This window comes from Streptomyces sp. NPDC041191 (genome assembly GCF_055591945.1).
The window spans coordinates 267,994-280,153 of sequence record NZ_JBVIZC010000006.1; the positions used below are offsets into that span (position 1 = coordinate 267,994).

Annotated in this window: 10 protein-coding genes; 8 read left to right on the forward strand and 2 right to left on the reverse strand. The window is 74.1% G+C overall.

Features of this window, described 5'->3' with window-relative positions:
* The first annotated feature begins 252 nt into the window (after positions 1-252).
* The 3 genes from ACZ6AQ_RS14570 to nudC all read left to right on the forward strand — a co-directional run bounded on the left by ACZ6AQ_RS14570 (position 253) and on the right by nudC (position 6,262).
* Positions 253-3,795: an ATP-dependent helicase gene (locus tag ACZ6AQ_RS14570; protein WP_468760127.1), complete on the forward strand. Its 3,543-nt coding sequence runs from the start codon at positions 253-255 to the stop codon at positions 3,793-3,795.
* A 10-nt stretch (positions 3,796-3,805) separates the two neighbouring features.
* A complete protein-coding gene (locus ACZ6AQ_RS14575) occupies positions 3,806-5,224 on the forward strand; it encodes a dipeptidase (protein WP_468760129.1) in 1,419 nt (472 codons plus the stop codon).
* Positions 5,225-5,350: 126 nt separating this feature from the next.
* Positions 5,351-6,262 (forward strand): NAD(+) diphosphatase, encoded by a 912-nt coding sequence (gene nudC / locus ACZ6AQ_RS14580; protein ID WP_388693615.1) that lies wholly within the window; start codon positions 5,351-5,353, stop codon positions 6,260-6,262.
* An 84-nt stretch (positions 6,263-6,346) separates the two neighbouring features.
* Here nudC and ACZ6AQ_RS14585 read toward each other — a convergent pair whose 3' ends face one another.
* Positions 6,347-6,589: a mycoredoxin gene (locus ACZ6AQ_RS14585; RefSeq protein ID WP_388693584.1), complete on the reverse strand. Its 243-nt coding sequence runs from the start codon at positions 6,587-6,589 to the stop codon at positions 6,347-6,349.
* Between the two features lie 235 nt (positions 6,590-6,824).
* On the opposite strand from ACZ6AQ_RS14585, the gene ACZ6AQ_RS14590 reads away from it, so the two are divergent.
* From ACZ6AQ_RS14590 to ACZ6AQ_RS14610, 5 genes are all read left to right on the forward strand, one after another.
* A complete protein-coding gene (locus tag ACZ6AQ_RS14590; protein WP_468760234.1) occupies positions 6,825-8,948 on the forward strand; it encodes an ATP-dependent DNA helicase UvrD2 in 2,124 nt (707 codons plus the stop codon).
* 172 nt (positions 8,949-9,120) lie between these two features.
* A complete protein-coding gene (locus tag ACZ6AQ_RS14595; protein ID WP_468760130.1) occupies positions 9,121-9,465 on the forward strand; it encodes a hypothetical protein in 345 nt (114 codons plus the stop codon).
* A gap of 193 nt (positions 9,466-9,658) precedes the next feature.
* Positions 9,659-10,027 (forward strand): WhiB family transcriptional regulator, encoded by a 369-nt coding sequence (locus ACZ6AQ_RS14600; protein ID WP_388693587.1) that lies wholly within the window; start codon positions 9,659-9,661, stop codon positions 10,025-10,027.
* Entirely contained in the window at positions 10,024-10,347 is a 324-nt protein-coding gene (locus ACZ6AQ_RS14605; protein WP_468760132.1) for a hypothetical protein, read from the forward strand. The genes ACZ6AQ_RS14600 and ACZ6AQ_RS14605 overlap by 4 nt, the downstream gene beginning before the upstream one ends.
* Before the next feature lie 131 nt (positions 10,348-10,478).
* The gene (locus tag ACZ6AQ_RS14610) at positions 10,479-10,679 is read left to right on the forward strand and encodes a hypothetical protein (protein ID WP_468760133.1); all 201 of its coding nucleotides are present in this window, start codon (positions 10,479-10,481) and stop codon (positions 10,677-10,679) included.
* A gap of 90 nt (positions 10,680-10,769) precedes the next feature.
* On the opposite strand, the gene ACZ6AQ_RS14615 is transcribed toward ACZ6AQ_RS14610, so the two are convergent.
* Complete coding sequence (locus ACZ6AQ_RS14615) at positions 10,770-12,131, reverse strand: ABC1 kinase family protein (protein ID WP_468760135.1); 1,362 nt, start codon at positions 12,129-12,131, stop codon at positions 10,770-10,772.
* Between the last annotated feature and the right edge of the window lie 29 nt (positions 12,132-12,160).

Genomic DNA, 12,160 nt, shown 5'->3' on the forward strand with positions numbered 1-12,160 from the left:
CCGGCCGCGCCGCCCCGTGCCGGGAACCCCGCGCTTCGCCGGAGCCCCCGTCCGGAACGCCGTGCTCCGCCCCGCGCCCGGCGCCCCGCCGGCACCGGGCACCGGCCCGCGCGTGACGCCCCGTCGGAAAGAGAGGTCGGTCACGCGCGCGGGGGCCCCGCGCCCGGAACTCCCGCGCGCGGGACGCCCGGAACCCCGGCGCGGGGCCCCGCGCCGGGCCGCGCTGTCGGACGGCCCGGCTAGCCTCTTCCGGTGACCGCACGCATCAGCGACCCCGAGGAGCTCAAGGAGCTGCTCGGCATCCCGTTCACCCCGGAGCAGACGGCCTGCATCACCGCGCCGCTCGCCCCGCAGGTCGTCGTGGCCGGTGCCGGCTCCGGCAAGACGACGGTGATGGCCGCCCGCGTGGTCTGGCTCGTCGGCACCGGCCAGGTCGCCCCCGAGCAGGTCCTCGGCCTCACCTTCACCAACAAGGCCGCCGGCGAACTCGCCGAACGCGTCCGCACCGCCCTCGTCCGCGCCGGCGTCACCGACCCGGACGCGATCGACCCCGACAACCCCCCGGGCGAACCCCGCATCTCCACCTACCACGCCTTCGCCGGACAGCTCCTCACCGACCACGGCCTCCGCATCGGCCTGGAGCCCACCTCCCGGCTCCTCGCCGACGCCACCCGCTACCAGCTCGCCGCCCGCGTGCTCCGCGAGGCCCCCGGCCCGTACCCGGCGCTCACCCGGTCCTTCCCGACCCTCATCACCGACCTGCTCGCCCTCGACGCCGAGCTGGCCGAACACCTCGTACCGCCCGAGCGGCTCCGCGCGTACGACTCCGAGCTGCTCACCGCCCTCGCCGGCGCCAGGCTGAGCAACGCCGAGCTGCGCAAGGTCCCCGAAGCCGCCACCGCCCGCCGCGAACTCCTCGACCTCGTCGTCCGCTACCGCGCCGCCAAGCGCTCCCGCGACCTGCTCGACTTCGGCGACCAGATCGCCCGCTCCGCCGAACTCGCCACCACCCGGCCCGAGGTCGGCGCGATCCTGCGCGACGAGTTCCGGGTCGTCCTCCTCGACGAGTACCAGGACACCTCCGTCGCCCAGCGGCTGCTGCTCTCCGGCCTGTTCGGCCAGGGCACCGGGCACGCCGTGACCGCCGTCGGCGACCCCTGCCAGGCCATCTACGGCTGGCGCGGCGCCTCCGTCGCCAACCTGGACGACTTCCCCGAGCACTTCCCGCACCGTGACGGCAGCCCCGCCGACCGTTACGCGCTCTCCGAGAACCGGCGCAGCGGCGGCCGCCTCCTCGACCTCGCCAACGGCCTCGCCGCCCCCCTGCGCGCGATGCACGCGGGCGTGGAGGCGCTGCGGCCCGCGCCCGGCGCCGAGAACGACGGCGGCGTACGGATCGCCCTGCTGCCCACCCACGCCGAGGAGATCGACTGGCTCGCGGACTCCCTCGCCCACCTCGTCCGCACCGGCCGCGAGCCCGGCGAGATCGCCGTCCTGTGCCGCACCGCCACCGACTTCCCCGCGATCCACGCGGCCCTCGTCGCCCGCGACGTGCCCGTCGAGGTCGTCGGCCTCTCCGGCCTCCTCCACCTGCCCGAGATCGCGGACCTCGTCGCCGTCTGCGAAGTCCTCCAGGACCCCGGCGCCAACGCCTCCCTGGTACGGCTCCTCACCGGCCCCCGCTGGCGGATCGGCCCCCGCGACCTCGCCCTCCTCGGCCGCCGCGCCCGCCTCCTGGTCCACCGGGGGAACGAGGAGCCCGACCCCGAGCAGCGGCTCGCCGCCGCCGTCGAGGGCGTCGACCCGGCCGAGGTGATCTCCCTCGCCGACGCGCTCGACACCTTCCTCGACTCCGGCGGCGCCCCCGACGACGGCCTGCCGTTCTCCGCCGAGGCCCGGGTCCGCTTCGCCCGCCTCGCCGCCGAACTGCGCTCCCTGCGCACCTCGCTCGCCGACCCCCTCATGGACGTGCTGCACCGGGTCCTGAACACCACCGGCCTGGAGGTCGAGCTCTCCGCCTCCCCGCACGCCCTCGCCGCCCGCCGGCGCGAGACCCTCGGCCACTTCCTCGACGTCGCCGCCGGCTTCGCCTCCCTCGACGGCGAGGCGACCCTCCTCGCCTTCCTCGGCTTCCTGCGCACGGCCGTCCAGTTCGAGAAGGGCCTCGACAGCGCCCTGCCCGGCGGCGAGAACACCGTCAAGGTCCTCACCGCCCACAAGTCCAAGGGCCTGGAGTGGGACGTCGTCGCCGTCCCCGGCCTGGTCACCGGCCAGTTCCCCAGCGTCCGCGCGCGCGAGTCCTGGACCTCCCAGCCGCAGGTCCTCCCGCACGCCCTGCGCGGCGACGCCGCCACGCTGCCGTCGGTCGGCGCTTGGGACGCCACGTCCCTCGCGGCCTTCAAGGCCGCCATGCGCGACCACCAGCACACCGAGGAACTGCGCCTGGGCTACGTCACCTTCACCCGTCCCCGCTCCCTCCTCCTCGGCTCCGGCCACTGGTGGGGCCCGTCCCAGAAGAAGCCCCGCGGCCCCTCGGACTTCCTGCTCGCCCTGTACGACCACTGCGCGGCGGGCCACGGCGACATCGAGGCATGGGCGGACGAACCGGAGGAGGACGCGGAGAACCCGGTCCTGGCGGACGCGGACCGCGACGAGGCGTGGCCCCTGCCCCTGGACGAGGAGTCCCTCGGCCGCCGCAGGAGAGCGGCGGAACAGGTGAGGGCGCGGCTGTGGGCCCCGCACCCCGAGGACTCCCGGCCGCACCCCGAGGACTCCCGCCCGGCCGACGGGGACTCCCGCCCGGCCGACGAGGACTCCCGCCCGGCCGGGGCGGACCTCTGGCCGGGCGAGGAGGAGCCCTGGCCGGACGAGGAGCCCTGGCCGGACGGGGAGGAACCCGTACGGGACGAGGAGCCCTGGCCGGACGGGGAGGAACCCGTACGGGACGAGGAGCCCTGGCCGGACGGGGAGGAACCCGTACGGGACGGGGAGGCCCTCCCCGGGGACACCCGCGCGGACACGGTCCCGGCGCCGAGGGCCCCCGAGCCGGAGGCCCCCGAGGACCCGGAAGGGGACCGGGACCTCACCCCCGAGGACGCCAGGACCATCGCCTCCTGGGACCGCGACCTCACCGCCCTCACCGCCGAACTCCGCCGCACCCGCGCCACCACCCGGGACGTCCTGCTGCCCCCGTACCTCTCCGCCTCCCAGGTCCTGCGCCTCGCCGCCGACCCCGACGGTTTCGCGCGCGACCTGGCCCGGCCCATGCCCAGGCCGCCGCAGCCCGCCGCCCGCCGCGGCACCCGCTTCCACGCGTGGGTGGAGTCCCGCTACGAGGAGCTGCCGCTGCCCTTCCTCGGCCCGGAGGAGCTGCCCGGCGGCGAGGACTTCGCGGGCGAGCCCGAGATCCTCGACGAGCGGGACCTGGACGAGCTGAAGGAGGCGTTCGCCCGCACCCCGTACGCCCGCCGCACCCCGTACCGCGTCGAGGTCCCCGTCCACCTCACCCTCGCGGGCCGGGTCGTCCGGGGCCGGATCGACGCCGTCTACCGGGACCCGGACACCGGCGCGTACGAGATCGTCGACTGGAAGACCAGCCGCACGCGCACCGCCGACCCGCTCCAGCTCGCGATCTACCGGCTCGCCTGGGCCGAACAGCACGGCCTCGCGCCCGAGGAGGTGGACGCCGTCTTCGTGTACGTGCGGACGGGCGAGACCGCCCGGCCCGCCCGGCTCCCCGGCCGCGCCGGACTGGAGGCGATCCTGCTCGGCGGGGCACCCCCGGACGCCGGATAGGCTCGTGTGCATGAGCGAGACCCCGGACAGCGCCGTCCACGCGATACGCACGTACATCGAGCGGCACCGCGCCGCCTTCCTCGACGACCTCGCCGAGTGGCTGCGCATCCCCTCCGTCTCGGCCCAGCCGGAGCACGCCGGGGACGTGCGGCGCAGCGCCGACTGGCTCGCCGCCCACCTGAAGGAGACCGGCTTCCCCACGGTCGAGGTGTGGGAGACGGCCGGCGCCCCCGCCGTCTTCGCCGCGTGGCCCTCCGGGGACCCGGACGCCCCGACCGTCCTCGTCTACGGCCACCACGACGTGCAGCCCGCCGCCCGCGAGGACGGCTGGCACACGGACCCCTTCGAGCCGGTCGTGGCCGACGGCCGGATGTACGCGCGGGGGGCCGCCGACGACAAGGGCCAGGTGTTCTTCCACACCCTCGGCGTCCGCGCCCACCTCGCCGCCACCGGCCGCACGACCCCCGCCGTGAACCTGAAGCTCCTGATCGAGGGCGAGGAGGAGTCCGGCTCCCCGCACTTCCGCGAGCTGGTCGAGACCCGCGCGGAACGGCTCGCCGCCGACGCCGTGGTCGTCTCCGACACCGGCATGTGGTCCGAGACCACCCCCACCGTCTGCACCGGCATGCGCGGGGTCGCGGACTGCGAGATCGACCTGTACGGGCCCGACCAGGACATCCACTCCGGCTCCTTCGGCGGCGCCGTGCCGAACCCGGCCACCGTCGCCGGCCGGATCGTCGCCGCCCTCCACGACGCCGACGAACGCGTGGCGATCCCCGGCTTCTACGACGGGGTGACCGAACTCACCGACACCGAGCGCGCCCTCGTCGCCGAGCTGCCCTTCGACGAGGCGGCCTGGCTGCGCACGGCCAGGTCCCACGGCACCCTCGGCGAGGCCGGCTTCTCCACCCTGGAGCGGGTCTGGGCCCGCCCCACCGCCGAGGTCAACGGCATCGGCGGCGGCTACCAGGGTCCCGGCGGCAAGACGATCGTCCCCGCCTCCGCCCACCTCAAGCTCTCCTTCCGGCTCGTCGCAGGACAGGACCCGGCCGCGATCGAACGCGCCGTCCGGGACTGGCTCGCCGGACTCGTCCCGGCCGGCATCCGGTACGGGATCGTCTTCGGCGCCCCGACCCGCCCCTGCCTCACCCCCCTCGGCCACCCCGCCCTCCGGGCGGTGGCCGGGGCGATGAGCCGGGCCTTCGACGGCGCCGAGGTCCGCTACACCCGCGAGGGCGGCTCGGGCCCGGCCGCCGACCTCCAGGACGTCCTGGAGGCACCCGTCCTGTTCCTCGGCATCTCCGTCCCGTCCGACGGCTGGCACGCACCGAACGAGAAGGTCGAACTCGACCTCCTCATGAAGGGCGTCGAGACGACCGCTCATCTCTGGGGCGACCTGCCCGCCGCCCTCCACGCCGCCGAGCGCTGAACCCACCCACCGAACCGGGGGAGTAGGAAGCAACCTGTGAGCACCTTGAAGAACGCGCCGGTCTCCGAGAACGCGCCGGCCGCGGAGCACGCGCCGTCCCGGCGGGACGCGCCGGCGGACCGCCCGATTCCGCTCACCGCCCCGAGCGGCATCGACCGCGCCGCCCACCACCGCCTCGACGAGGCGTGGCTGGCGGCGGCCTGGAGCCACCCCACGACCCGGGTCTTCGTGGTCTCCGGCGGACAGGCGCTGATCGACGACCGGCCCGACGGCACCACCGAACTCGTCATGACCCCGACGTTCGAGGCCCCGGTCACCGAGACCCACCGCTACTTCCTGGGCACGGACACCGAGGGCGTCTCCTACTTCGCGCTCCAGAAGGACTCCCTGCCCGGCCGCATGGACCAGTCCGCCCGCCCCGCCGGGCTGCGCGAGGCCGGCCTGCTGCTCTCCGACCGCGACGCCGCCCTGATGGTGCACGCCGTGGCCCTGGAGAACTGGCAGCGCCTCCACCGCTTCTGCTCGCGCTGCGGCGAGCGCACGGTCATCGCGGCGGCCGGCCACATCCGCCGCTGCCAGGCGTGCGGCGCCGAGCACTACCCGCGCACCGACCCGGCGGTGATCATGCTCGTGACGGACGAGGAGGACCGGGCCCTGCTCGGCCGCCAGGTCCACTGGCCGGAGGGCCGCTTCTCGACCCTCGCCGGCTTCGTCGAGCCGGGCGAGTCCATCGAGCAGTCGGTGGCCCGTGAGGTCTTCGAGGAGGCCGGCGTCACGGTCGGCGCGGTCGAGTACGTCGCCAGCCAGCCCTGGCCGTTCCCGTCCAGCCTGATGCTGGGCTTCTTCGCCCGCGCCACCTCCGCCGAGATCTCCGTGGACGGCGAGGAGATCCACGAGGCCCGCTGGTTCTCCCGCGAGGACCTGGCCGCCGGCTTCGCGTCCGGCGAGATCCTGCCCCCGTACGGGATCTCCATCGCCTCCCGCCTGATCGAACGCTGGTACGGCAGCCCCCTCCCGAAGCCGGGCGGCGCGGTCTGACCCGTCCCGCGCACGACGAGAGCCCCTGCCGGACGCACGGTCCGGCAGGGGCTCTTTCCGGTCACCCCGAAGGGTGGCGGGGGCTCAGGCGCCGATCTTCTCCTTGACCTGCGCGAGGCTCGGGTTCGTCAGGGTCGAACCGTCCGGGAAGAGCACGGTCGGCACGGTCTGGTTGCCGCCGTTGGCCTTCTCGACGAACGCCGCCGAGTCCGGGTCCTGCTCGATGTTGATCTCCGTGTACGCGATGCCCTCGCGGTCCATCTGGCTCTTCAGCCGACGGCAGTAGCCGCACCACGTGGTGCTGTACATCGTCACAGTGCCCTGCATGGCCAGGCGCTCCTCTGGTGTCGCTTCGATAGCTGGCGGGTCCGAGAAGGAGAACGCGCGCCCCGCCCGTACCATTCCCGGCCCTCCGCCCGTACGTGTCGTCGGATCAGTACGACCGGCGCCCCCGCCTGTGGACAACCCTCCGCACCCGCCTCCCGGGACCTGGCAGCATGGCGGGGTGACAGCAGCAACGCACTCCACTCTTTTCCCACCGGTCCCGGAGACGGCCGACGCGGTGCTCGACGGGCTCGACCCCGAGCAGCGCGAGGTCGCCCTCGCCCTGAACGGCCCGGTGTGCGTGCTGGCGGGAGCCGGCACGGGCAAGACGCGGGCCCTCACCCACCGGATCGCGTACGGGGTGCGGGCGGGCATGCTCCAGCCCTCGAGCGTCCTCGCCGTCACCTTCACCCACCGCGCCGCGGGCGAGATGCGCGGCCGGCTCCGCCAGCTCGGCGCGGGCGGCGTCCAGGCCCGCACCTTCCACTCCGCCGCCCTCCGCCAGCTCCAGTTCTTCTGGCCGAAAGCAGTCGGTGGCGAGCTGCCCCGGCTCCTGGAGCGGAAGGTCCAGCTGGTCGCCGAGGCCGCGGCCCGCTGCCGCGTCCGGCTCGACCGGAACGAGCTGCGGGACGTCACCGGTGAGATCGAGTGGGCCAAGGTCACCCAGACCGTCCCCGCCGACTACCCGGCCGTCGTCGCCAAGGCCCTGAGGGACGCCCCCCGCGACCCGGCCGAGATCGGCCAGATCTACGCCATGTACGAGCAGCTCAAGCGCGACCGCTCGGTGATCGACTTCGAGGACGTGCTGCTGCTCACCGTCGGCATCCTCCAGGACCGGCACGACATCGCGGACCAGATCCGCCGCCAGTACCAGCACTTCGTGGTGGACGAGTACCAGGACGTCTCACCGCTCCAGCAGCGGCTGCTCGACCTGTGGCTGGGGGACCGGGACGACCTCTGCGTGGTCGGCGACGCGAGCCAGACCATCTACTCCTTCACCGGAGCCACCCCCGAACACCTGCTGAACTTCCGCACCCGGCACCCGGGCGCCACGGTGATCAAACTGGTCCGGGACTACCGCTCCACCCCGCAGGTCGTCCACCTCGCCAACGGACTGCTCGGCCAGGCCCGCGGCCGGGCCGCCGAGCACCGTCTGGAGCTGATCTCCCAGCGCGACCCGGGCCCCGAGCCCGTCTACGCGGAGTACGCCGACGAGCCGACCGAGGCCGAGGGCACCGCCCGCCGCATCCGCGACCTCATCGCCTCGGGCGTCCCGGCCGGCGAGATCGCCGTCCTCTACCGGATCAACGCCCAGTCCGAGGTCTACGAGCAGGCCCTCGCCGACGCCGGGGTGCCCTACCAGCTCCGCGGCGCCGAGCGCTTCTTCGAACGCCAGGAGGTGCGGGAGGCGGGCATCGCCCTGCGCGGCGCGGCCCGCGCCGGGGGCAACGACTCCCTCCTCGACGACGCCGAGGACCTGCCCGCACAGGTCAGGGCGGTCCTCTCCACCAAGGGCTGGACCACCGAGCCGCCCGCCGGCTCCGGCGCCGTCCGCGACCGCTGGGAGTCCCTCGCCGCCCTCGTCCGGCTCGCGGAGGACTGCGCCCGCGCCAGGCCCGGGGCGACCCTCTCCGACCTGGTCGCCGAACTCGACGAGCGGGCCGCCGCCCAGCACGCCCCGACCGTCCAGGGCGTCACCCTCGCCTCGCTGCACGCGGCCAAGGGCCTCGAATGGGACGCCGTCTTCCTGGTCGGCCTCACCGAGGGCATGATGCCGATCACCTACGCCAGGACCGACGAGCAGATCGAGGAGGAGCGGCGCCTGCTGTACGTGGGCGTCACCCGCGCCCGGGTCCACCTCACGCTCTCCTGGTCGCTCTCCCGCTCCCCGGGCGGCCGGGCCTCCCGGCGCCCCAGCCGCTTCCTCACGGGGCTGCGGCCCGGATCGGGCTCCCGCGCGGGCGCGGCCCCCGGCGGCGCCCCGGGCTCCGTCGAGCGGGGCGCCGCCACCCGCCGGCGCGGGCCGCGCGGCCCCGTCCGCTGCCGGGTCTGCGGCACGACCCTCACCGAGGCGGGCGCGATGAAGCTGATGCGCTGCGAGGAGTGCCCCTCGGACATGGACGAGGGTCTGTACGAGCGGCTGCACGACTGGCGCGCCGAGCGCGCGAGGGAGCTGGGGCAGCCCGACTACTGCGTGTTCACCGAGAAGACCCTGATGGCGATCGCCGAGCGGGTCCCCACCACGGACGGGGAACTCGCCTCGATCTCCGGTGTCGGCGTCCGCAAGCTGGGCCGCTTCGGAGCCGATGTCCTGGCCATCTGCGCAGGTGGGGAGAGGGGGACGGAGGGCGGGGAGGCATGAGGGAAACTCGTCGCGAAAATAGTTTGCGCCCGCCCCGTCAAGCCCCATAGGTTCTTAACCACGGAAACGGAGGCTTCTTCGAAGCCCTGTCTTCGTGCTGTACTTGTCCAAATAAACATGAGGGTCCGGCTCGCACCCGAGCCCTCCGAGACGCCGAGAGGAGGCGATTCCAGTGATCAGCTACACCACCCAGACCAGCACCGCCAGCTTCGTCAGCACCGCCAAAATGACCGATCGCTCGGTCGTCTCCGCCTGCACGCTCGGCCTCTCCGCCTCGGCGTTCACCGGCACCGGTCTGCCCTTCGCCGGCCTCTCCTTCCTCGGCATGCCCGCCGTGGAACTGCGGCCCGTGGTGGACCTGCGCGACGAGCGACCGACCAGGGCACGGGAAGCAGGAGCGGCAGCCAAGGCGAACGCCTATGGCTTCGCGGCGACCGGTGCCGGCATTCAGCAGCAGACGCAGCACCACACGATGTGGGCCTTCCGTGGGCTCGAACCCTGGAGCGATCCAGCCTGATCCATGATCAGGCAGGCGCCTTCAGGGCCGCGGAACCCCACCCGGGATCCGCGGCCCTTCTGTTTGTCCCCGAACGGGGACGACCCCGTCCCCGTCCGGGACGGCGGGGAGAAGGTGCCTCGGGACAGAACCACCCGGTACCAGCCGAAACCCCGGCCAACAGGCCGGAACGACCAGACGAGGAAAGAACACCGTGCAACTCGAAGCGCACGCCCCGTCCGTACCGCCTTCCGCATCGATCTCCCGGCCCGGCCTCACGGAGGACCCCGCTTTGACCCCCCTCACCACGCTCACCGCGCTCGACGACGCCATCGAGAACCTCGGCGTCCCCGTCCCCTGTCGCGCCTACGACCCGGAGGTCTTCTTCGCCGAGTCCCCGGCCGACGTCGAGTACGCCAAGTCCCTCTGCCGGACCTGCCCGCTCGTGGCGGCCTGCCTCGCCGGCGCCAAGGAGCGGCGCGAGCCGTGGGGCGTCTGGGGCGGTGAGCTCTTCGTCCAGGGCGTGGTCGTCGCCCGCAAGCGGCCGCGTGGCCGTCCGCGCAAGAACCCGGTCGCGGCATGAGCGCCCTCGGAACCATCGACCGCCCCCTCACGCACGATCCCCAGAAGCAGGCCCCGATGACCTCGTCCACCAGCGAGCCCGCAGGCTCCGCGACCCCGGCTTTCTCCCCCGCCGCCGCGCCCACCGCGCGTCAGAACAGGACCCGTGAAATGCAACTCATCCCAGAAGCCCTGGCCCGTGCGCATATGAACGAGCGACGGCGCGAGGTCGACGCGGAACGCCAGGCCCTGCGCCTGGTCGCCGCCCGGCGCATGCAGCGCCGAGCCGAGCGCGTCTCGCTGCGCGCCCGGCGCGCGCTGGCCATGGCCGTCATGCACTGACGGCGCCGCCCGCCCGGAACGGACGGGCTCGCGCCCCTGAAGGCGCCCTCGCGGGGGCCGGTCCTCACGGACCGGCCCCTGCGGGGCGTTGTCCGGGACGGTCCCGTCCCCGCCGGGCTATCGTCGGAGGGGTGGACGACGCCCGGACCCCGGAAGAGCCCCTGCCCCCGGAAGAGCCCCTCGCCTGTGCGCGCTGCGGAACGACCGCCGACGCCCCGCCGCTGACCTGGACCTGCTCGGTGGAGAACGGCCGGCGGGTGTACTTCTGCGAGGACTGCGCCCGGGCCCACCTCCGCGCGATCGAGGCCCGGCTCGACTCCTCCTGGTGGTGACCCGGCCGCCGCCACGCCGTTCCGCCCGTGCCGGGGGGACCGGCCGCACTCAGAAGACCGGCCCCGGCGCGGGGCGTTCCGGTGCGGGGCCTATTCCCCGGCCGGGTCCAGGTCCGGTCGCCGCGGTGTGAAGCCCGGCAGCCACTCCTCCAGCTCGTCCCGCAGTCCGACCGTCGCGTTGAGCTGGCAGAGGACCCCGATGGTGCTCAGCGTCACCCGGTGTATCAGCAGGTACGCGGGGGGCAGGTTCAACTGCTTGCCCAACTGGTGGGCGGGGGAGCGGGGATCGGCGATCCGGGCGGCCTGGGCGCGCATCCAGCCACGGGTGAAGACGAAGGAGTCCGCCTCGGCCGGTTCGATGATCGGCAGCAGGTACTCCAGGACCGCGTCCGGGTCGAGGGAGACGGACTCCTTGACGAACCCCTCCTCCCGCAGCAGCGCGTAGACCCTCTCGGCGTCACCGTCGAGAGCCGTCCGCAGGCAGACGCCGATGGTCTCCGGCAGCCCGCCCGGCAGCCGGTCCACGGTGCCGAAGTCGAGGACGCCGAGCCGCCATTCCGCCGGGTCCCCGTCGGCGCCGGGCAGCAGCCGGAAGTTCCCCGGGTGCGGATCGGCGTGGAGCAGACCGGTGCGTGCCGGTCCGGAGAAGAGGAAGCGGGCGAGGAGCTGGCCCGCCCGGTTCCGCTGCGCCTCCGTGCCGTCCGTGATCACCTCCGCGAGGGGGACGCCCTCCATCCACTCGGTCACCAGGACCTGGTCCGACCGGTGCACCACCGCCGGCACCACCACGTCCGGGTCGTCCGCGAACTCCTCCGCGTGCTTCTGCTGGGCCGCCGCCTCCAGGCCGTAGTCCAGCTCCTCGGAGACCCGGTCCCGCATCTCGGCGATCAGCGGTTTGATGTCCATGCCGGGGATCAGCGGTCCCAACAGGCGGGCGAACCGGCTCAGTTGGGCCAGGTCCGAGAGCAGGGCGTCCCCGGCTCCCGGGTACTGCACCTTCACCGCGACCTCGCGTCCGTCGTGCCACACGGCCCGGTGCACCTGCCCGATGGAGGCCGCCGCCGACGGCTTGTCCTCGAACTCCAGGAACAGCTCGCGCCAGTCGGCGCCCAGCCGCTCCTCCAGGACCGTGTGCACCGTTCGCGTCGGCATCGGCGGCGCGGCGTCCTGGAGCTTCGTCAGCGCGGCCCGGTAGGGACCGGCGACCTCCTCGGGGAGGGCCGACTCGAAGACGGACAGGGCCTGGCCGAACTTCATGGCCCCTCCCTTCAACTCGCCCAACACCTTGAACAGCTGCTCCGCCGTGCGCTGCTGGAGCTCGCGCGCGACGAGTTCCGCGGATCTGCCGCCGAGCCGTTTGCCCAGGCCCCAGGTGGCCCGGCCCGCGAAGCCCAGGGGCAACGCGGCCAACTTGGCGGTCCGGGTGACCGCCTTCCGGGGAAGATCAGACATGCGCCCCTCCAAAACCCAGACTGTCGTGC